The organism is Acinetobacter nosocomialis NIPH 2119 (genome assembly GCF_000368085.1).
In the GTDB taxonomy this organism is placed as follows: Bacteria; Pseudomonadota; Gammaproteobacteria; order Pseudomonadales; family Moraxellaceae; genus Acinetobacter; species Acinetobacter nosocomialis.
The window spans coordinates 1,453,714-1,475,652 of record NZ_KB849239.1 but is presented as its reverse complement, the minus strand read 5'-3'; the positions used below and the strand labels follow the sequence as shown (position 1 = coordinate 1,475,652).

The window sequence follows — 21,939 nt, the reverse complement described above, 5'->3', positions numbered from 1 at the left end:
TACTGTTATAAAAAAATAATCGTTTTCATGTGAAATAAATATTTTATGGTAAAAGCAAAGCAATATTGGTTTTACTTACATGACAAATTTAAATTTTGAGCATCATCTCGGTTCATTAACTCACGCTGCACTGAGCCAGGCTTCTATCATTTCGCGGGTATGGGGTGAAGGACCGTCACCACGGTATGATGAATTGGCAAGTAACTTCAGACCGACGTTTGCCCGTATTAAAGAAGGGGCTTTAATCCGTGAGCAGCAGCATATTTTGCCATATGAACAACTCCAGTGGCTCAAAGATATTGGTTTTACACGATTACGACTTCCAAAAGCTCATGGTGGTTTTGATGCAACTATTCCTGAACTATTTGCATTGCTTATTGAACTTGCAGAGGCCGACTCAAACTTACCGCAAGCTTTGCGTGTGCATTTTGGTTTTACTGAGGATGTCTTGGTAAGTAAAGATAAAGCGTTTCAGCAGCGTTGGCTGAGCCGAATTGCCAATGGGGAAACTGTCGGTAGTGCATGGTCTGAAGGCGGCAAAGAGTCAATCGATCAGTTTGAAACGCACTTATATCGAGATAGTGACGGAAAAATTCGCGTTAAAGGCAAAAAATACTACACCACAGGGAGTCTATATGCAGACTGGGTGGATGTTGGGGTAACAGATTTAAAAGGAGAGTCTGGCTCAGTTGTTGTTCGCCGTGAAGATGAAGGTGTCGAAATTGTCGATGACTGGAATGGCTTTGGACAGCAGCTCACTGCAAGTGGTACGGCATATTTCCATGATGTATTGGTCGATGAAGCTGAAATTTTACCTGATGATGACCGTTTTAAATATTCAGCGGCTTATTATCAACTGGTCCAACTGGCAATCATTACAGGTCTAGGGCGTGCTGCAACCTATGATGTTTCTCAAGCTGTAGCAAAACGTACCCGAAACTACACGCATGCAAATGCTCAATTTGTAAAACAAGATCCGCAAATTTTACAAGTCGTAGGACAAATTCGTGGCGCAGCTTACAGTGCAGGAGCGATTGTTGAAAAAGTTGCACAAAGCTTACAGCGTGCTTATTTGGCTGCATTTCAAAATAATGAACAGCTTGAAGAAGAACAAAATGCACTTGCCGAGCTTGAAAGTGCGCAGTCTCAAACGGTCATTACTGATTTAATTTTAAATGCTTCTACAATTTTATTTGACGCTTTGGGTGCTTCCGCAACAGATAAAGATTTAAGTTTAGATCGGTACTGGCGTAATGTGCGGACTTTAGCTTCACATAACCCGAGAGTATTTAAAAATCGAATTATTGGTGATTTTAGTGTGAACGGCACATTACCACCGTATCAATGGCGAATAGGGAATGTTGCTAAATAATAATTGATAATTGTAGATATTAAGCTGCTATTTTTAGTGGCTTAATATTATTTTTATTGTTTTAATTAAATTATAAAAATCTATTAGAATAAAATCGTATTTTGTTTGGGGTATATATTATAAAGAAAATATAAAAATTGCTTTAGTATAAGAATTAAATAAAATGCTGGTTGTTATTTTATGACTAAGAGAATTAGTTTTAACGCTTTTGAAATGAATTGTATTGCTCATCAATCTCCTGGATTATGGCGACATCCTCAAGACCGATCTGTTGAATATAAAGATTTAGAATATTGGACAGATTTAGCCCAAATTCTTGAGCGTGGTTTTTTTGACGGTATTTTTATTGCAGATGTACTTGGTATTTACGACGTTTATCATCAAAGTGCCGAACATGCCTTAACAGGGGCAGTGCAAGTTCCGGTCAATGATCCGCTACAGATTGTGCCAGCGATGGCGGCAGTCACAAAGCACTTGGGTTTTGGTGTCACAACTTCGATTTCCTTTGAGCATCCTTATCCTTTTGCTAGACGTATTAGCACGCTAGACCATTTAACCAAAGGGCGAGTTGGTTGGAATATCGTGACGTCTTATTTGGAAAGTGGTTCAAAAAACTTGGGTCTAAAAACTCAGGTTAATCATGATAATCGTTATGATATCGCCGATGAATATTTAGAAGTCCTTTACAAACTTTGGGAAGGGTCTTGGGAAGAAGGTTCGGTACTTCGTGACCGTGAAAGCGGTATTTTTGCTGACCATAAAAAAGTGCATCCAATTCAGCACGAAGGTAAATACTTTACTGTACCGGGCATCCATATTTGTGAGCCATCACCGCAGCGAACACCAGTACTTTATCAAGCGGGGGCATCTTCACGTGGGCAGAAGTTTGCGAGTCAAAATGCCGAGTGTGTATTTATTGCAGCGCCGTCTAAAATTGCCACTAAAAAAGTGGTACAGGGCATTCGCCAGAAATTGGTTCAAGAAGGCCGCGACCCGTACTCAGTTAAAATTTATGCACTTTTGTCGATTGTCACTGATGAAACAGATGCAAAAGCACAGGCTAAATTTAAAGAATATCAAAGCTATGGAAGTTACGATGGCGCTTTAACATTGCTGTCTGGCTGGTCTGGTGTGGATTTTTCACAATACCAGCCAACGGATAAAGTTGAATATATTCAAACCAATGCCATTCAATCTTTACTAGATTCTTATGTAAATGCGGACCCAGAACGTGTTTGGACTATTGAAGAAATTGCAAACTGGAACAGCTTAGGCGGTAATGGGCCAGTATTGGTGGGTTCGGCAGAAACCGTTTCGGATGCTTTACAGCAATGGGTTGAAGATACCGATGTTGATGGCTTTAACCTTGCCTATATTTTGGCTCATCAAACCTTTGCCGATGTGGTTGAGTTTATTGTTCCAGAGTTGCAAAAAAGAGGGGTATATCAAACTTCGTATACACAAGGAACATTAAGAGAAAAATTATTTGGTGCTGGGCCATATTTGCCTGAAAATCATCGTGGTGCAAAATATCGTAATCTAAAAGAGTTAAAACTTGCTGAGGCGAGTTAATATTTTGGAAAGTCTTTAAATAAATAGTTGGTTAAATACCAGCTATTTATTTTGTCTTTTTATATCGGTTTTACTTCTGAGTTAATAATGAAAAGATAATTCTATAATTTAGATTAAAACATCAGATTAATTTGTTTTTGTATGGTGCGAATAATCATTATTTTGTTTCTGTGATTAAAATACAGGAATTATTAAGTGAACACACAAGAACTCGATCATAACCACCGTTATGAAATTAAATCTTCCGATGATGTTTCACAATTAATTTCAAAATTTGCAGGGAAGGGCAAATCGAATAAAGTTATTTGGTTGGCACTAATTGGGGTGTTTATTGATGCCTATGATTTAACAACGCTCTCTTTCGGTATTGAGCAAGTCATCTCAGAGTTTTCTTTAAGCCCTGTTATGACTGGTGTGGTGGCTTCAGCAATTGTCTGCGGAACCATTGTGGGGAACCTGATTGGTGGTTGGCTGACAGATAAAATTGGCCGTTATCGAGTCTTTATGGCGGACATGGTGCTCTTTGTCATTGCGGCAATTGTCGCAGGCTTTGCACCAAATGTATGGGTTTTGATTTTAGCCAGATTTATTATGGGAATTAGTGTGGGGATTGATCTGCCTGTGGCAATGTCCTACTTATCTGAGTTTTCCAAATTTAACGGTAGTAGCAATAAGGCAGCGCGTTTAGCCGCATGGTGCCCAATGTGGTATGCCGCTTCTTCGGTGTGTTTTGGCCTAGTTCTGGCGCTTTATTTTCTTTTACCCCCTGAGCATAGTAACTGGTTATGGCGAGCATCTTTAATTTTTGGAGCAGTGCCAGCGTTACTCATTATTTTTATTCGGGGTAAATATTTAACTGAGTCACCCATTTGGCTTGCGAATCAAGGCGATTTAAAAGGCGCAGCTCAAGTTCTACAAGAGTCTTATGCAATTCATGCAGTCGCTACAGTTGAAAAAGTAGAAAGAACTGCTGAAAAGAAAAAGCGTGAGGGTTTTGCTGTTTTATTTAATAAAACCTATTTGCCAAGAACTATTGTGGCAATTGTGATTCATATTTCGGTGGCATTTCAGTACACGACGATTGCTTTCTTTTTACCTTCTATTTTAACGCGGTTCTTTCATACCGATGTCTTGACGACCATTACCACCACACTTGGGCTTAATTTATTGTTTGCATTTACAGGCGGACTATTAGGCGTATTTGTTGCTAGCAGATTTAAATCTCGTCATGTGTTGCTCACGGGTTTTTTACTTCAGTTTATTGCCCTCATTGCCTTGGCATTCATTGGTGAGCCTGGTAATAGCTTTTTACTCTACACCGCAGTTGGCATGCTCGGTTTGTGGCTTTTTGCGGAAGGCTTTGGTCCCGGCGCACAAATGATGGTTTATCCAACAATGGCTTATCCTGCTTCGATTCGTGGCGTTGGGGTCGGCTTTAACCGTGCGGTAACGGGTGTTGCTCAAGCAATTGCTTTGTTTGTTTTACCAATCTGGATGGCGGGTTATAAAACCGATGTTTACCTGATTATTTCTATCTTTGCGTTTATTCCTTTAATTGTGATTGGACTGCTAATTAAGTTTGAGCCTACCGCTCAAGATGTCGATGTTATTGATGAATCTTCTCCAGAACTTTCTCTCAGTAATTCACCAGTAATTGACTAAAGTGAAAGTAGATATCTAAAGAAAATAAAGGCCAACATCTGTTGGCCTTTATTTTAAGCGTTAGAAGTAGTAAGCAAAAATCACAAATGCTTTTTTGTTCCATTTATCATTGCTTCCGCCAGCCGCAAGACCTTCACTGTCTCCTAAATATGGATCATGTTTACCCATCAGCAACTCGGCTTGTACTGTCAATTTTTGATAGTTAAATGCAATGCCGGGAATAAAACGGGTAGAGTCTTTAAAGCCATCTTGCTCTTTTCGATAAGAGCTGTAGTTTAAATACGGGCGAACAGAGGTAATTGGGCCAAACTGCCGAGGAAATAAATAGCTCAGTTCGGCTGAATAAATCTGACCTTTGGTTGCCGAGTTAAATGAATAATCGAAACCACCCAAGGTCAGATGATCTTTATATTGATTGTCGGCATTATCAATGTTTTGATAACCAGCCAAAAGCTGTAAATTCCATTGGTTGTAATTGGTATTGCTAAAAACCGAATAAACTTGGCGATCGCCATCTTGCCCTGAACGTTTATTTTCAATGGTGGAATACCATGCGGAGGCGCCAAGTTGAGTAGAGAAATTTTCTTGGCCTAAGATATTTTTAAAGGTATGCGCACCGCGAACAACAATCGAGTTCTTTTCTTTGGTATTAGTGCCTTCTGGTACAGAGTCATCTGCATTGACAGGATTGATACTAAATCGACTCGAGTCTTTGCTTTTACCTCTATAAGTGCCACCATCGGTAGGATAAAAGGCGAGTTGAGCTTCATTGATTCCATCATTGAAATCATATTTCACCCCAAGGTTATGTACATCTTCCCAGCCAGCACTATTGGCAATACCTAAATAATAAGTATTTCCCCAAAAGCGGCCCAAGCCAAAAGGAACAGGGTTTAAGCCAGCAATAATTTTACTGTTGTCATTAATTTTATAACCCAACCATGCATCAGTGAGCCAATTTGCATCGCCTAAACGTCCATAATATTCATAAACCCGATAATCTAAACGGCCAATCCATTTCGGGGAGTTGTAGTCCAGCCATAAGACCGCGTCATTAAAAGAAAATTTACTGGTAGAAGGTTCAGAGTCAAAATCATAAACATATTTAGCCCGAACAGTACCACTCACTTTAAGTTGGCCTTCTTCAGCATTACCAAAGGTAAGCGCTGCATGACTTGAGAGGCTGAGTGTAATTAAAAACGTTGTAATTAATGTTTTTTTCAAAATTTGAGAATGTTTAAACAAAAGAATTTTTCTCCTCTTAAAAATAAAAATTAAATTTGCGTCATGTATAAACCAGAAAAAGATTTGTCCAAATCTCAATATTTGCAGAAGTTTTAAGATAAAAAGATAATAAAATCTGATCTTTATAAAAAATGGCGAAAATTGATTAGATGCAAAACGTCTAATGCGATAGGCCAAAAGAAAAATTGATTAAAGGCGAGTAGGATAAAATACTAGAGGGTATATGTCAGGCTTTTCCAATCATATGATTTGGGAATAACGTTTTTACTTATTGATATATAAGTATTTTAATTTTGTATCTATTCTATAAGATTACTTAAAATTTGCTTTTTACCAAAAGATAAAAACTTATGAAGAAAAGTTATTTATAAAAACTAGATAAGCAACTCATATTTTTTTATTTTTCATTATAAAGCCAGCTGCATACCATAGGCTTATATTATTGAAAGATCATGAAATTATGAGCACGAAGACCAAACCGCTGATTGTCACGGCAATTGTTATCGTCGCAATTGTTGCATTTATCGTATGGCAAAATAAGAAAGACAATAATACAAGTGCTTCAGTTCGTGACAACAAACCTGTTGTGATTGCTTATCAAACTGGGGTTGACCCAAGCAAAGTTGCACAGGCTAACGGAGACTATGAAAAAAATAGTCAACGTAATATTAAATGGAAAAAATTTGATGCAGGCTCAGACGTTGTTAACGCTCTGGCTTCAGGTGATGTCGTACTTGGCAATATTGGCTCAAGCCCACTTGCTGCTGCAGCAAGCCGCAATTTACCGATTGAGGTATTCTTAATTACTTCAAAACTTGGTGCGTCTGAAGCACTCGTGGTAAGTAATAAATCAGGCATTAAAACTCCTCAAGATTTAATTGGCAAAACCATTGCTGTACCTTTTGTTTCAACAACCCATTACAGCCTTTTGTCTGCACTTAAACATTGGAATATTCCAGAAGACAAAGTAAAAATTATTAACTTGCGTCCACCTGAAATTTCAGCTGCATGGGAACGTGGAGATATTGATGCTGCCTATGTGTGGGAACCTGCTTTAAGTAAAGCCAAAGCATCTGGTACGGTTTTAACCGACTCAAAACAAGTGGGTGAATGGGGTGCTCCAACTTATGACTTATGGGTGGTACGTAAAGATTTTGCAGAGAAAAATCCTGACTTCTTAAAAGCTTTTGTTAAAACCACACTTGAGCAACTCGAAAAATATAACCAAGACCCAGCTTCTTACGTTAAAGATGCCGATAACGTGCTAAAAATTGCACAGTTAACAGGTTCAGATGCAAAAGATATCCCGCTTTTATTAAGTGGAAATATTTACCTTGACCGTGCACAGCAAAAACAAACGTTAGATGGCGAATTCGCACAAAATATTTTTGATACAGCGAAATTCTTAAAAGGTCAGGGCAAGGTCGATCAACTGAAAGCCGATTATAAAGGCAATGTGAATTCTTCATTTTTGCAGCCTTAAGGAGTTGTCATGAGTGTATTAGAAGCCAAACATATTCATCTGACTTTTCCTAAACAGCAAAAGCCAGTTTTACAAGACATTAACCTAACCATTGAAGAAGGCTCTTTAACCGTAATTTTAGGTGAGTCAGGTTGTGGCAAAACAACTTTGCTTAATATCTTGGCAGGATTTCAAAAGCCAAGTTCTGGTGATGTGCTTGTAAATCATGAAGTCGTAACTGGACCAGATGTAACTCGTGCTGTTGTATTTCAAGATCACGCCTTACTTCCTTGGTTGAATGTTGCAGATAATGTTGGCTTCGCTTTGCAGTTAAAAGGTTTAAAGCGTGCAGAGATTGAGAAACAAGTGAGGGCAATTTTAAAAATTGTGGGTTTAAGTCACGTTGAAAAAGCCAATATCTGGGAGCTTTCCGGTGGTATGAAACAACGTGTTGGTATTGCCAGAGCTTTGATCAGTCACGCGCCGTTTATTTTATTAGATGAACCTTTTGCGGCATTAGATGCTTTTACGCGTGAAAACATGCAGCAGTTAGTGCTCGATTTATGGATTCAACAAAATAAAAGCTTCTTTTTGATTACTCATGACATTGAAGAAGCATTATTACTCAGCAATCAGCTGGTACTAATGACAGCGCATCCAGGCAAAATTGTAGAAACTCTACACCTCGATTTTGCCCAAAGATATCGTCAGGGCGAGTCTATTCGCTCAATTAAATCGGATTCTCAATTTATTCAGCTCAGAGAACAGCTATTTGAAAGTTTAAGGGCACAAAAACAAAGCGGTAAGGAGGCGTTACCTACATGAACACTAAAGATAACGTCTATGAATATGACAAAGCAGAGCTTAAACCTGAGTTAAATGTGCAAACAGAAAATGCTTCATTTCTATCGTCATTTTTTGAAAAGCACCACACTTTGGCAGTTAGCATAATCAGTGTAGGAAGTGTGGTTGCGCTCTGGTTCCTCATTACTGCTTTGCACGTCGTACCTGAACTATTTTTACCGAGTCCACAGGCAGTATGGCAAAAATTTATATCGGTCAGTCAAGAAGGCTTTATGAAGGCAACTTTGTGGCAACACTTGGCAGCCAGTATCTCTCGTGTGTTTTTGGCTTTGATTGCAGCCGTAGTGATTGGTGTTCCGCTGGGTTTATGGATGGGGCTGAACAAATGGGTTCGCGCTGTTCTAGATCCTTTGGTTGAATTATTACGTCCAATTCCACCGTTAGCTTATTTGCCATTACTTGTTATTTGGTTTGGTATTGGCGAAACCACAAAAGTACTTTTGATTTTCTTCTCGATTTTGGCGCCTGTGATTATTAGTAGTGCGCACGGTGTATTAAGCCATCAGCTGAATCGTGAACGTGCGGCATTGTCGTTAGGGGCAAGTCAGTCACAAGTCTTTTGGCATGTCATTTTACCAACGGCTTTACCTCATATTATTACCGGTATTCGTATTGGTCTTGGGGTGGGTTGGTCAACATTAGTTGCAGCAGAGTTGGTTGCAGCGGACCGCGGTATTGGTTTTATGGTGCAATCGGCAGCGCAGTTCTTAATTACCGATACGGTGATTCTGGGCATTATTGTGATTGCGATTGTCGCGGTTAGTTTTGAGCTGTTTTTACGTTGGTTACAAAAACAGTTTTCTCCTTGGTATGGTCAGCAGTTGTAGTAAAGAAGATGAATACAGTAGTAGCAAACTTAAATGTAGAAGTGATCAAGCCTACCATTGGCGCAATTATTCACGATATTGATTTGAATGCGTTAAATGAACAGACAACGCAACAAATCCAGCAGGCTTTGCTTGATCATCAGGTCATTTTTTTTCGAAAGCAACAATTAGCACCACAAGCACAAGCAGACTTGGCACGTAGTTTTGGCACCTTACATGTGCACCCGATTTATCCTTCAATTGAAGATGTACCTGAGGTGATGGTGCTCGACAGTTGGAAACAAGATTTGCGTGACAATGAACTTTGGCACACAGACGTGACTTTTAGTAAAACTCCACCTTTAGGTTGTGTGTTGCAAGCCATTAAAATTCCACCTGTAGGCGGCGATACATTATGGTCGAGCAACACAGCAGCTTTTAAAGGGCTGCCGCTTGAGTTACAGCAAAAACTACGTGGCTTAACTGCAACACACGATATTCGTAAGTCTTTTCCACTTGAGCGTTTTGCCCATAATGAAGAAGAGCGTGAAAAGCTTTTACAAACCTTTAAGCGTAACCCGCCAGTGGTTCACCCAGTGGTGCGTACTCATCCGGTTACTGGTGAGCCTTTGTTGTTCGTAAGTGAAGGCTTTACCACTCGCATTAATGGGTTACCTGAACAAGAAAGTGAGCAATTACTTAATTTCTTGTTTGAACATGCGACCCAAGAGCAATTTCATTTACGCTGGAAATGGCAAGACGGTGACGTCGCGATTTGGGATAACCGTTGCACACAACATAAAGCATTATTTGATTATGGCGATGCTCATCGCATCATGCACCGCGCAACGATTAATGGCGATGTACCATTTTATAAAGAAGAACAACAGCCAGAGTTAGCTGAAGTTTAATTCTTTGGTTTTTAGCCGTTTCAATTCCAACGCAGCGTTTTGAGTTGGAATTGAAACAATAACTCTTTAGCGCATTCCAAATCCTGACAATATGCCTGTGTAGTTCTTTACAGGAGGTGAAGCCCAATCACCAATTTTGCTGGTTTTTAAATTTAATTGGACTAACATTTCAGCTTGTTTAACGGCTGCTGCAACGCCGTCAATAACGATTACATCTAACTCGTTTTGTAGCTTTAGACATAAATCACTCATACCTGCACAGCCCAAAACAATCGCATCGCTTTTATCTTCTGCGAGCGCTTTTTTGCACTCATCTCTTATTGTTCGATAAGCGGCTGAGTCAGGAAGCTCCAACTCTTCAACTGCGATATCACATGCCCGAACATTTTTGCAAAATGGCGTAGCGCCATAACGATGTGCCAGATGCCAGCTCATATTCACTGTGCGTTGTAAGGTTGTGACTACACTAAAACCAGTACTGACATAACTTGCAGTTCGCATAGCTGCTTCAGCAATCCCAATCACAGGTGCTGACGTCATTTCACGGGCAGCGTAAAGCGCAGGATCACCAAAACAGGCAATGATATAGGCATCTACACCTAGAAGTTCACCTTGGCGGATTTCCTCCAGCACACCTACGGCACTTAGAGCTTCATCATAATAACTTTCAATCGTTGCAGGTCCCATTTGAGGACTCACAGCAATAATTTGAGTATCAGAATTTGCGACTATCTTTGCTGATGCAGCAATTTTGTCAGTCATGCTTTGGATGGTATTGGGATTAATAATTTTAATTTTCATTGTACTTTTACCTTAGTCATTGCCGATTTAGCATGGCTAAGCGGTTGGTTAAGAAATCGGTAAATGACAAAACCAAATCCCATACCAATAAACCATGTGAAATTAGCTAGCCCAGACAGTTGTGGTAAAAGTACGCAGAGAATAGGAATTAATGAAGCTGGAATTAAGGCATAAAAAGCAGAGTGGTTATAACCATTTTTGTACCAATACGAGCCTTGAGTATCTAAAGTATATAAATCATCTACCACGATTTTCTGTTTTTTAACGAGGTAAAAATCGGAGAGCAATACACCAAAAAGTGGACCGATAAATGCACCTAAAATATCAATGGTATAATGGATCACTTGAGGGTTATTGAACAAATTCCATGGGGTAATGAAAATTGAACCTACTGCTGCAATCATTCCACCCATACGCCAGCTAATTTTGCTTGGTGAAACATTAGAAAAATCAAAGGCAGGTGAGACAAAGTTCGCAACAATATTAATCCCAATGGTGGCAATCATTAAGGTCAAACTCCCTAAAATGACTACAAATGTATTATCCAGTTTTCCAACCATTTCGACAGGGTCAGTAATGAGCTTGCCGTAGACTGGAAGCGTTGCCGCAATACACACCACAGTAAGTAACGAAAAGCCTAAGAAGTTAATCGGTAGTCCAAGAAAGTTCCCCATTTTAATGGCATTAAAACTTTTGCCATAACGAGAAAAGTCACCAAAGTTCAGCATAGGCCCTGAAAAATATGAAACAACAAGCGCAATAGCACCAATCATGACTGGTACAACCGCAAACCCGTCGTATTGAACACCACTCAAGTTTAAATCAATATTTTGCCAGCCAGCTTTCCAGATTAGCCAGACTGCCATGGCAAACATTACAACGTAGACAGCCGGACCTGCCCAGTCAATAAATTTACGAATGCTGTCCATGCCAGACCAGAAAACAATCGCTTGTAGTAACCAAAGCAGCATGAAGCCAACCCATCCTAAATAGGAAAGCCCAAGAAAGCCGTAAGTTGAAACATCAGCATAAGCTGTCCATTCTGGAAAGAATTTTAAAATGACCAATAAGAAAGCACTTGAGGCCAGATAGGTTTGAATGCCATACCAAGCCACAGCAATAAGACCGCGGATAACAGCAGGAATATTTGCACCAAGCACACCGAAAGTGGCACGACAAATCACAGGATAGGGCGTACCAGTTTGTTGGCTAGACTTGGCAATCAGATTGGTAAAAAACTGAACTATGGCAATGCCGATAAGTAAAGATAAAAGTACCTGCCAGCTATTGAGCCCGAGTGCAAAAAGGCTCCCAGCCATGACATAACCGCCGACACTATGAACATCAGACATCCAGAAGGCAAAAATATTATAAGCACCCCAAGTTTGCTTTTTTAAAGGAGCTAAGTCTTGATTTGTTAGCTTTGCATCATAAGAAGGTTTAATTATTGCTTCGGTATTATTCATCTTGAACACTCACTTCCCTATGTTGGGCGGGCACGTTCTTCAGCAGCTTGAAATACTGACTAAAAGAATGAAATTAAAATTGTGCACAATGTGTTATTTAGATTGTGCATAATTCATTGAGCAAAAGTTATGCCAAACTAGAGATGTAGTATTGATGAGTGATTTCGCTTGATACGATTTTGGAATATGAAGAGAGAGATTTATAAACTGAGACGGGCTTAATTTTTTATAAAAAGTAAGTAAATTTAGGTGTATAAGTAGATATTTAGAGATCTAATATTGAATTGTTCAGCTCAGTATATATGTTGTGAAAGTTAGAGAAATATTCCCAAATGCTTAAGTTAAACTTACACTCTTCAAAAGAGATAAAGTTCTAAAAAAGGGGGACGTTAATAAAAATGGAGAAATCAATGTCATCGAGTGCACCAAAAAAAGCCGTAGAAATGAGCAATGATGAAATTGATGACCATATATATAACGCTATTGTAGATGCTATTTTAAATCGACAACTTGCCCCTGGTGCACGTTTAGTTGAAGCACCTTTATGTGAAGCTTTCGGTGTAACACGAGGCGTGTTAAGACGTGTTTTTGTCAAACTTGCCCATGATAAGGTTATTGAAATTCAGCCCAATCGTGGGGCACTCATCGCAAAACATAGTGCTCATGAAACAAAAGAGGTCTTTGAAGCACGCAGCATGCTTGAAATCGCTACTGTAAAAAAGCTAGCTCAAAAGTCACACAGCCTAGATTTTAGTGAGCTTCGAGGCTTGGTCGATCAAGAGTCTAAAGAGCGTTTAGCTGGAAATTGGGCTGAGTGGATTAAGCTATCAGGTCAATTTCATTTAAAGCTAATTGAAGCTAATCAAAATTCGATCATGTCTAGTTATTTGCAGACGCTTATTGCGAGAACTTCGTTATTAATTGGATTGTATGAGATTCCAAAACATAATAATTGTTCGGCAGATGAACACCGTGCAATTTTAGATGCCATTGAACAAGGCGATGAAAAGCGCGCAACTCAATTGATGGAAGAGCATTTAGAACACTACGCAACTACATTTATTGAAGAAAACAGTACAGTGTCTGCAGAGCAAAATTTATTAAATTTATTTAAAAATAAGAAGATTGAAACGCCGCAAACTAACTAAAAATTATGGGCCAATTCCTATGGAAAAGGCCCAGATTGGTTATTTTATGGGAACGATTTGACGTGTTAAAAAATCAATAAATAGTTTTACTTTCTTCGATAAAATCTTACGGTTTGGCCATGTCACATATAAGTGAAGTGGCTGACTAGTGTAATCCTCCAAACATTTCTGTAATTTACCTTCTTTGTAGTAAGGCTCTGCAATAAACTCTGGAAGAAAAACAATACCGTGATTCTTTAGACACATATCTAATAATAATTCACCATTATTACAGGTCATCACAGGGAAGCAATTAAAAGACACTTCTTTGTGATCTTTTTGAAAAATCAATTTTTTATGTCGGCTATCTTGATAGTAAATCAGAAACTTATGTTCTTTAAGTTCTTCTAAAGAGGTTGGTAGTCCATGCTGATTAAAATACTCAGGCGCTGCATATAAATATCGTTGATAGGTATTCAAAATTTTACTATTTGCCAAATTTGGAGGAGAACCATCAACGCGGATTGTTAAATCAAATTTATTATTATTCGTGTCTAATAGCTGATCAGTCATGAATAAATCAATTTTAATGCTGGGATATTTCTCTATAAAGTCTGAAATAATATGTTGAAGAAAAATATTGCTAAAAGACATGGGTGTATTAAGCTTGAGTTCGCCTTCAGGGTACTGCTGATTGTAGCTAATTTCATAAGCAGCCCATTCAAACTCACTTAAAATGACTTTGCTATGTTGATAAAATTTTTCCCCACAAGAGGTCAGGTTCATCTGTCTTGTTGTTCTGGTTAATAGTGTAGTTCTAAGGTCATTTTCAAGGTAGCAAACACGTTTGGCCACTAAGTCACGAGAGATGTCGAGTGCTCTGGCTGCGCTACTAAAATTCCCATGTTCTACGACACTTACAAAAGTGGAAATACAGTCTAATCGATCCATGGATAAGCGAAAGTTAAAAATATATATCTATGATTAAACTATAAAAATTAAAAAGCAATCATTGTTTTGATTGTATTCGTACAGCATACAGATTCGAGCTGATTTGCTGTCTATGTTTTTACATTTTTATCTGTTTTGATAATAAGCAGAAGGCAGTTTTAAAAGCCTCATTTAAGGAATAATGGAGTTTACCCATGAATAAATCACTTTTAGAACAATTATCACCAACGAATTGTCAGGTTATTTTTATTGATCATCAGCCACAAATGGCTTTTGGGGTACAGTCAATAGATCGCCAAGTATTAAAAAATAATACGGTCGGGTTAGCAAAAGCAGCTAAAACATTCAATATTCCTGTCACCATTACCACGGTTGAAACTGAAAGCTTCTCCGGTCATACCTATCCAGAACTTTTAGACGTATTTCCAGATGCTCCATTACTAGAACGTACTTCAATGAATTCATGGGATGACCAAAAAGTACGTGATTCACTTGCAAAAAATAATCGTAAAAAAGTAATCGTTTCAGGTTTGTGGACTGAAGTGTGCAATAACACCTTTGCTTTCGGTGCCATGCTTGAAGGTGATTATGAAATTTATATGGTCGCAGATGCCTCTGGTGGTACATCGAAAGAAGCACATGACTATGCCATGCAACGTATGATTCAAGCAGGTGTTGTTCCGGTAACTTGGCAACAAGTATTACTTGAGTGGCAACGTGATTGGGCAAATCGCGATACTTATGATGCAGTCATGGCAATTGTACGCGAACATTCAGGTGCTTACGGTATGGGTGTGGACTATGCTTATACCATGGTACATAAGGCGCCTGAACGTACAACTTCAAAACACGAAGTACTTGCACCAGTTCCTGCAAAATAAGAAATAGTTGAGTTAAGGGTATTTCGATATTTAAGTTGATTTATTCGATTTTTGACTATATTGGATAAGCGGAAAAGCCATCTGCAACTGTTCGAGGCAGGACAAAATCTGAAAAGATTGTAATTGAACGAGTTTTGCAGATCTTGCGCTGCCTTAATGGCAGCTCAGGTTTTGGTTACTTTTCCCGAAAGAAAAGTAACAGAATTAACTCCTCTTATTGGATGTAAAACGGTCAGACTCCGTCGTGTAAAATCAAAAAAGAATAATGAAATATATTTGTTGCTATACCTTTATTTTTTAAAACAATAATTCACAAGAATGGAGTTCAGAATGACCGAAATAAGCCTCATACTCAAAAACGGTAAAATCACAACACTAGATCCTCAGAACCCGGAAGTACAAGCAATTGCGATTGCAGATGGTAAAGTTCTCCGCACGGGTACAAATGATGAGATCATGAAGCTCGTAACACCAACAAGTAAAGTTGTAGACCTAAATGGTCGTCGTGTTATACCGGGGCTAAATGACAGTCATTTGCATATTATTCGTGGTGGTCTCAATTACAATATGGAGTTGCGCTGGGAAGGTGTGCCATCCGTTGCCGATGCGTTACGCTTACTCAAAGAACAAGCAGACAATACTCCAGCTCCCCAATGGGTTCGTGTAGTAGGCGGTTGGACTGAATTCCAATTTGCTGAAAAGCGTTTACCGACTTTAGAAGAAATTAATAAAGCTGCGCCAGATACTCCGGTATTCGTTTTACATCTATATGCCAGTGCGATGCTCAACCGAGCTGCGCTTGATGTATTAGGCTTTAACAAAGACACGCCAGACCCGCCGGGTGGCAAGATTGTAAGAGATGAAAAAGGTGAGCCAACAGGACTGTTGCTCGCAACGCCATCCGCTATGATTTTGTATTCAACCTTAGGTAAAGCACCGAAATTGCCAGTTGAAGATCAAGTCAATTCAACTCGTCATTTCATGCGTGAGCTGAACCGATTAGGCATTACTTCTGCAATTGATGCAGGCGGTGGCGGTCAAAATTATCCTGAAGATTATGATGTGATTAAGCAATTACACGACCAAAATCAAATGACCGTACGTATTGCTTATAACCTATTTGCTCAAAAGGCAGGCCAAGAGCTTGATGACTATCGCCGCTGGACAGAAATGACATTTCCGGGCGATGGTGATGAACTATTTAGAATGAATGGAGCCGGTGAAAACCTGACGTGGTCTGCGGGTGACTTTGAAGATTTTTATGAGCCACGTCCAGATTTACCAGAAAAAATGGAAGGTGAACTCGAAGCCATTGTAGAGCACTTGGCTGAAAAGAAATGGCCATTCCGTATTCATGCAACCTATGATGAAAGCATTAGTCGGTTACTCAATGTATTTGAGCGCGTAAATGCCAAACAGCCATTTGCGACCCGATTTATTATTGATCATGCCGAAACTGTATCTGAGCGCAATATCGAGCGTATTGGTGCGTTGGGTGGTGGTATTGCCATTCAACACCGTATGGCATATCAAGGTGAAATTTTCGTAAAACGTTATGGTGCCGAAGCCGCTCAGGCAACGCCACCAGTTAAAAAAATGTTAGAACTCGGTGTTCCTGTGGGTGCGGGAACAGATGCGACTCGTGTTGCGTCTTATAACCCTTGGGTGTGTTTGTATTGGCTGACTACAGGTAAAACAGTTGGTGGATTACCTTTGTATGATGAAAAAAATCTATTAGACCGTCAAACAGCCCTCAAACTCTGGACGAAAGGTTCGGCATGGTTCTCGGGTGAAAAAGATATCAAAGGTTCACTCACAGCAGGGGAACTTGCTGACTTGGTTGTGCTGTCAGATGACTACTTCAAAGTTGAAGCAGAAGATATCCAGTGGATTGAGTCTGTACTCACTGTTTTAGGTGGCAAGGTGGTGTACGCAGGGGCAGAGTTTAAGCAAGATGATCCGCCGTTACCGCCAGCATCTCCAACATGGTCGCCGGTAAAACACTTTGGTGGTCAGTGGCGTTTATCTGAAAACCGTAATGCACCATCCAATGAGTCATTACAGTCACAAAGTGCTTTGTGTGCATGTGCTAATAGCTGTGGCATGCATGGACACAGCCACGCTTGGATGCTTGACGTTCCTGTAAACGATAAAGACAAAAAGTCTTTCTGGGGTGCACTCGGTTGCTCGTGTTTTGCATTTTAAATAAACAGTATGGGAGCCTGCCGCTTTAAATGGCTTGGTTTTCTAAGGTATGTACCATGAAAATGTACTTATTATCTTTGGCTGTAGGATTGCTTGTTGGTGTCTTATATTATGTTTTAAATGTGAAGTCACCAGCTCCACCTCTTGTTGCATTAGTCGGTTTATTAGGCATGGTAATAGGAGAGCAGCTGCTTCCTTTTATTAAATCCTATTTTTAATCCGTTTCATTCAAAAAAGCTAAGTGGTGCCATGCCATTTAGCTTTTTATATTAATAAATATCTTCAATTACTTTATACGATGGCCTTGCTGATCAATAATCACTTCACCGTCTTCTTTTACAAAATAGCCTAAGTTTTGTGTATCTAAAATATCTAAGACAACCTCAGAAGGGCGGCAAAGTCGTGTGCCTTTTGATGTAACCACAAATGGACGATTAATTAAAATTGGATACTGCACCATAAAGTCAATTAACTGTTCATCGGTCCAGTGGTCTTGTTCTAACTCTAAATCTTTGTAGGGATCTACATTTTTACGAATGGCTTCCCGTACATTTAAGTTTGAATCCTGAATGAGTTGGATTAGTTCATCTTTACTTGGAGGTGTTTGTAAATATTCGATAACGATAGGTTCAAGCCCAACATGACGAATAAGCGCCAATGTATTTCGTGAGGTTCCACAAGCAGGATTATGATAGATTTTCACTTGATCGCTCATGATAAATTGATCTTCAAATTAAGATATTGCATTTATATATGGATATCCGTATATTTGCAATAACGAATATATTTTGTTGAAGATATGATCAACCAAGTCGATTTCTTTAAATGTCTATCTGACCAAACTCGGTTAAACATTCTTAAATTAGTTCTAAACAAACAAAATATTTGTGTTTGTGAGCTAACAGAGCAGCTTGAGTTGAGCCAACCCAAAATTTCTCGACACTTAGCTTTACTAAGAACTCATGGCGTATTACTGGATGAAAGAAAAGGACAGTGGGTTTATTACAGCTTAAATCCTGATTTACCTGTATGGGCTTTAGATATTTTAAAGGTGATAGAAAATGACGAAATTGAGGCAAGGGTAAAACAACAAGATCATTCTTCTATCACTACAACATGTTGTGATTAATCTTTCTAGATTTTTGTCTTAAAAATTCGGATTTTCTTAGTATAAGTGTATTAGTCATTTGTGTGTATTGAGCAAAATTAATCAATTCTTTCTTCGAGTAAAACATGACCAAACAAGGGCTTTCCTTTTTAGACCGAAATCTAACGCTATGGATTTTTATAGCCATGGCTTTAGGTTTAGCCATTGGAGTTTTCTTTCCTCAGGCATCTGTGTCTTTAAATAAGTTAAGTGTAGATAACGTTAATATTCCAATTGCGATTGGTTTGATTTTAATGATGTATCCACCTTTAGCAAAGGTTGATTATGCTGCGTTACCAGAAGTATTTAAGGATAAGAAAACCTTAACTTTATCGTTGGTACAGAACTGGATTATTGCTCCAGTTTTAATGTTTATCCTTGCGATTGTTTTTTTGCATAACTATCCAGAGTATATGACAGGCCTTATTTTAATTGGCTTAGCACGTTGTATTGCAATGGTATTGGTCTGGAATGGCTTAGCTTGTGGAGACAACCAATACGTTGCAGCATTGGTTGCCTTTAATAGTATTTTTCAGATTTTATTTTTTAGCACCTATGCATGGTTGTTCTTAACTTTCTTGCCGCCATATTTTGGTGTGGCAGGGCAAGTGATTGATGTCAATTTCTGGACCATTACCCATGCTGTTTTAGTGTATTTGGGTATTCCATTTTTAATGGGATTCTTAACTCGTTTGCTTTTAGTTAAATCAAAAGGGTTAGATTGGTATCAAACCAAGTTTTTGCCAAAGATCAGTCCAATCAGCCTTATTGCTTTGCTCTTCACCATTGTTGCTATGTTTAGTCTAAAAGGTGGAGATGTAGTGAGTTTACCTTTAGATGTATTACGTATTGCGATTCCACTCACGATTTACTTTGTCGTAATGTTCTTTATCAGTTTCTTTATGAGTAAACGGATGGGGAATAACTACCCACGTACCACCGCTATTTCATTTACCGCAGCGGGAAACAACTTTGAGTTGGCTTTAGCCGTAGCCATTGCAACTTTTGGTTTGGCATCACCAGTTGCTTTTACTACAGTGATCGGGCCATTGGTTGAAGTACCAGTGTTGATCTCACTGGTTTCGGTTTCGCTTTGGTTAAAGAAAAAGTATTACTCTTAAAAAATCGCAAAATTTATTTGAACTATTTTCTAAAGATCACTAAAAAAGTGCCTTTATATAGGCACTTTTTATTGTCTGGCTTTTATACTTAGGTCATTGTCGGTAAAAGTTTTTGCATGAGTTCAATGAAGTTTGCAACTTTAGCTGAGTTTTTATTTTCTCGTGTAATCAAGTAAATAGGCGCATTTAGTTTTATTGAATCATCAAAGTCGCGATAGACGATTTCATGGTCCCAAAAGTTATGCATTGAAGCAGGCACAATACTAATTCCAATACCGGCAGCCACTAAATTGAGCGTCGCAGTAGGACGCGGTGCTTCTTGAATAATGCGTGGACTAAAACCTGCCCGATAGCAGCTATATAAAATATTGTCATATAAGCCTTGCCCTGAAGAGCGACGGTATAAAACAAAATTTTCCTCTGACAAGTTACTTAAACTAATTTTTTTCTTCTTTGTAAGCGGATGACCGATAGGTAAGGCCACCACCATTGGCTCATCTAAAATATGAAGATGCTTCAAACCAATATCTCGGCTAATCGGCGCTCTTAAAAAAGCAATATCAAGTTTTTCTGAAATTAACCAGTCCAGTTGCTTTTGACTGCCTGCTTCTTCAAGTTTGGTTTGTACAGCAGGGTACATTTCCCGATACGAACGTAATACAAGTGAAATGAGTGGATGCAAACCTGCGGAACTTGTAAAACCAATATTAAGCTGTCCAGTTTTACCTTGGCTAACGTCTTGCACCAATTTGGTAATATGGCGAGCATGCTCTAATAAAAGTTGTGCTTCTTTAAATAGTGCTAAACCTGCTTCTGTCGGTTCAATCCCGCGCGGTTGACGAATAAGTAACTGTGTACCGAGTTCTTCTTCAAGTTTTTTGAGTAAACGCGTTAGAGGCGGCTGTTGGATAAACAATCGGTTTGCTGCATGCGTAATGTTTCTTTCTTCAACCACTACAACAAAGGCATGAAGCTTATGTAAATCGAGCATAGAAATACCTTTAGGGTATGGTTAACGAAAATAAAAGCATTTGTAGATATACCACAAAAGTATCATTCTATCTTGGTCAGATAAAGTGAAAAGTAACGAAAATGAACCATGTTGAGATTGCCGTGCAGAAGGAGAGTGTACCTACCTGCACAGAGTTATTTTTAGGTTTTTTAACATTAGGTTTAATGGGATTTGGTGGTGTTTTGCCTTTAGCCCGCAAAGTTATTGTAGAGCAAAGGCAATGGCTAAGTCCTGAAAAGTTCACCGAGTTACTTGGTTTGTGTCAATTTTTACCAGGCGGCAATATTATTAATTTATCTGTTGCGATTGGCATGGAGTTTCGCGGTGTCCGTGGAGCAGTGAGCTCACTTATTGGTTTGATTCTTGCCCCTACCGTAATTGTTGTACTTTTACATTATGTTTATGAACAGTTCCAAGATAACTTGATGGTTAAGCATCTTTTCGAAGGTTTAGGGGCAGCAGCAGCTGGGCTTTTGGTTGCAACTGGATTGAAAATGATTAAGCCTTTATTACGTAATCCAATAGCGATGTGTGTTGTCGTAGCTGCAATTGTCAGTATTGCTTTTCTAAAAGTTCCTTTACTTTTGACTATGTTGATTTTATTGGCACTTTATTCATCTATTATTTGGAGACGTGTGTAATGGGCGCAGTTCTACTTGCTTTAGCGATCATTTTTACTCAGTTGTCTCTCATTGCATTTGGTGGCGGGAATACAATTTTACCTGAAATGCAACGCCAAGTAGTCGACATTCATCATTGGATGACGGCACAAGAATTTAGTGCTTTGTTTGCCATGGCGCAAGCAGCTCCTGGTCCAAACATGATGATTGTACCGTTGGTGGGATGGCATGTAGCAGGGTTGTCAGGTTTACTTGTGGCTTCCACTGCTAAATTTTTACCGTCATCTCTTATTACTGTATTTGTAATGAGAGGCTGGTCTAAGTTTAAAGACAAAAAATGGCGCCGTGTTTTACAGCTTGCTTTACAGCCTGTGACAGTTGGAACAGTGCTTGCCAGTGCTTGGATTATTTCTGAGGCGGCAGCAATAAATACTTTACTTATCATTATGGTAGTCATTGCGACTTTATTATCTTTAATTAAAAAAGTTCATCCCTTGCATGTTTTGATTGCTGGGGCTGTATTTGGTGTTGTGTTGCTCTAGTTGACCAGTTTGCCGATCTGCGCTGGGATAAGTTCAGGTTGGCTTTTTTTGATTTGAAGTAAGTAATAATAAAATCTAAAAAACCGATCAAATACATAAAAACATACTGTTTTACCTATTCATTGTTTTCACGTACTATGCATCTATTGAAAGAATTTGGATGCATTGGAGT

Annotated in this window: 21 protein-coding genes; 15 read left to right on the top strand and 6 right to left on the bottom strand. The window is 39.0% G+C overall.

The features are described 5' to 3' along the window. Positions 1-79: 79 nt before the first annotated feature. The 3 genes from F984_RS10925 to F984_RS10915 all read left to right on the top strand — a co-directional run bounded on the left by F984_RS10925 (position 80) and on the right by F984_RS10915 (position 4,606). Positions 80-1,372 (top strand): acyl-CoA dehydrogenase family protein, encoded by a 1,293-nt coding sequence (locus F984_RS10925; RefSeq protein WP_004709296.1) that lies wholly within the window; start codon positions 80-82, stop codon positions 1,370-1,372. Between the two features lie 180 nt (positions 1,373-1,552). Next, positions 1,553-2,944 (top strand): LLM class flavin-dependent oxidoreductase, encoded by a 1,392-nt coding sequence (locus F984_RS10920; protein ID WP_004709294.1) that lies wholly within the window; start codon positions 1,553-1,555, stop codon positions 2,942-2,944. Positions 2,945-3,139: 195 nt separating this feature from the next. Next, the gene (locus tag F984_RS10915; protein WP_004709291.1) at positions 3,140-4,606 is read left to right on the top strand and encodes an MFS transporter; all 1,467 of its coding nucleotides are present in this window, start codon (positions 3,140-3,142) and stop codon (positions 4,604-4,606) included. Positions 4,607-4,666: 60 nt separating this feature from the next. Here F984_RS10915 and F984_RS10910 read toward each other — a convergent pair whose 3' ends face one another. Next, positions 4,667-5,851 carry a hypothetical protein gene (locus F984_RS10910; protein WP_004709289.1) on the bottom strand — a complete coding sequence of 395 codons (1,185 nt, stop codon included), beginning with the start codon at positions 5,849-5,851 and terminating at the stop codon, positions 4,667-4,669. 442 nt (positions 5,852-6,293) lie between these two features. On the opposite strand from F984_RS10910, the gene tauA reads away from it, so the two are divergent. From tauA to tauD, 4 genes are read left to right on the top strand one after another with little or no spacing between them, the layout of a single operon-like run. Beyond that, a complete protein-coding gene (gene tauA / locus F984_RS10905; protein WP_025469317.1) occupies positions 6,294-7,334 on the top strand; it encodes a taurine ABC transporter substrate-binding protein in 1,041 nt (346 codons plus the stop codon). Between the two features lie 9 nt (positions 7,335-7,343). Further along, positions 7,344-8,138, top strand: coding sequence for a taurine ABC transporter ATP-binding protein (locus tag F984_RS10900; RefSeq protein WP_004709285.1), 795 nt, complete (start codon positions 7,344-7,346; stop codon positions 8,136-8,138). Then, complete coding sequence (gene tauC, locus F984_RS10895; protein ID WP_004709282.1) at positions 8,135-9,004, top strand: taurine ABC transporter permease TauC; 870 nt, start codon at positions 8,135-8,137, stop codon at positions 9,002-9,004. Before F984_RS10900 ends, tauC begins: the two co-directional genes overlap by 4 nt. A gap of 8 nt (positions 9,005-9,012) precedes the next feature. Then, positions 9,013-9,894 (top strand): taurine dioxygenase, encoded by an 882-nt coding sequence (tauD, locus tag F984_RS10890; protein WP_004709280.1) that lies wholly within the window; start codon positions 9,013-9,015, stop codon positions 9,892-9,894. Positions 9,895-9,960: 66 nt separating this feature from the next. On the opposite strand, the gene F984_RS10885 is transcribed toward tauD, so the two are convergent. Next, positions 9,961-10,695, bottom strand: a complete 735-nt coding sequence (locus F984_RS10885) for an aspartate/glutamate racemase family protein (protein WP_004709277.1) — start codon at positions 10,693-10,695, stop codon at positions 9,961-9,963. Then, the gene (locus tag F984_RS10880; protein WP_004709275.1) at positions 10,692-12,161 is read right to left on the bottom strand and encodes an NCS1 family nucleobase:cation symporter-1; all 1,470 of its coding nucleotides are present in this window, start codon (positions 12,159-12,161) and stop codon (positions 10,692-10,694) included. Before F984_RS10880 ends, F984_RS10885 begins: the two co-directional genes overlap by 4 nt. Positions 12,162-12,559: 398 nt before the next feature. Here F984_RS10880 and F984_RS10875 point away from each other — a divergent pair, with 398 nt between their 5' ends. Next, positions 12,560-13,309, top strand: coding sequence for a GntR family transcriptional regulator (locus F984_RS10875; RefSeq protein ID WP_080631554.1), 750 nt, complete (start codon positions 12,560-12,562; stop codon positions 13,307-13,309). 39 nt (positions 13,310-13,348) lie between these two features. Here the strand turns inward: F984_RS10875 and F984_RS10870 are convergent, their stop codons facing one another. Next, positions 13,349-14,239, bottom strand: a complete 891-nt coding sequence (locus tag F984_RS10870; RefSeq protein ID WP_004709271.1) for a LysR family transcriptional regulator — start codon at positions 14,237-14,239, stop codon at positions 13,349-13,351. Between the two features lie 194 nt (positions 14,240-14,433). On the opposite strand from F984_RS10870, the gene F984_RS10865 reads away from it, so the two are divergent. The 3 genes from F984_RS10865 to F984_RS10855 all read left to right on the top strand — a co-directional run bounded on the left by F984_RS10865 (position 14,434) and on the right by F984_RS10855 (position 17,543). Beyond that, the gene (locus F984_RS10865) at positions 14,434-15,120 is read left to right on the top strand and encodes a hydrolase (RefSeq protein ID WP_004709268.1); all 687 of its coding nucleotides are present in this window, start codon (positions 14,434-14,436) and stop codon (positions 15,118-15,120) included. A gap of 330 nt (positions 15,121-15,450) precedes the next feature. Continuing rightward, positions 15,451-17,325, top strand: coding sequence for an amidohydrolase (locus tag F984_RS10860; protein ID WP_004709266.1), 1,875 nt, complete (start codon positions 15,451-15,453; stop codon positions 17,323-17,325). Between the two features lie 56 nt (positions 17,326-17,381). Then, positions 17,382-17,543: a DUF1427 family protein gene (locus F984_RS10855; RefSeq protein ID WP_000784879.1), complete on the top strand. Its 162-nt coding sequence runs from the start codon at positions 17,382-17,384 to the stop codon at positions 17,541-17,543. A gap of 68 nt (positions 17,544-17,611) precedes the next feature. Here the strand turns inward: F984_RS10855 and arsC are convergent, their stop codons facing one another. Continuing rightward, complete coding sequence (arsC, locus tag F984_RS10850) at positions 17,612-18,040, bottom strand: arsenate reductase (glutaredoxin) (protein WP_025469316.1); 429 nt, start codon at positions 18,038-18,040, stop codon at positions 17,612-17,614. 84 nt (positions 18,041-18,124) lie between these two features. Between arsC and F984_RS10845 the strand changes: the two genes are divergently transcribed. Further along, positions 18,125-18,454, top strand: coding sequence for a metalloregulator ArsR/SmtB family transcription factor (locus tag F984_RS10845; RefSeq protein WP_004709262.1), 330 nt, complete (start codon positions 18,125-18,127; stop codon positions 18,452-18,454). Between the two features lie 104 nt (positions 18,455-18,558). Continuing rightward, positions 18,559-19,593 carry an ACR3 family arsenite efflux transporter gene (gene arsB / locus F984_RS10840; protein WP_004709259.1) on the top strand — a complete coding sequence of 345 codons (1,035 nt, stop codon included), beginning with the start codon at positions 18,559-18,561 and terminating at the stop codon, positions 19,591-19,593. 88 nt (positions 19,594-19,681) lie between these two features. On the opposite strand, the gene F984_RS10835 is transcribed toward arsB, so the two are convergent. After that, positions 19,682-20,584: a LysR family transcriptional regulator gene (locus F984_RS10835; protein WP_004709257.1), complete on the bottom strand. Its 903-nt coding sequence runs from the start codon at positions 20,582-20,584 to the stop codon at positions 19,682-19,684. Positions 20,585-20,685: 101 nt separating this feature from the next. Here F984_RS10835 and F984_RS10830 point away from each other — a divergent pair, with 101 nt between their 5' ends. Next, positions 20,686-21,246: a chromate transporter gene (locus F984_RS10830; RefSeq protein ID WP_004709256.1), complete on the top strand. Its 561-nt coding sequence runs from the start codon at positions 20,686-20,688 to the stop codon at positions 21,244-21,246. Continuing rightward, a complete protein-coding gene (locus F984_RS10825; protein ID WP_004702206.1) occupies positions 21,246-21,767 on the top strand; it encodes a chromate transporter in 522 nt (173 codons plus the stop codon). Before F984_RS10830 ends, F984_RS10825 begins: the two co-directional genes overlap by 1 nt. Positions 21,768-21,939: the final 172 nt, after the last annotated feature.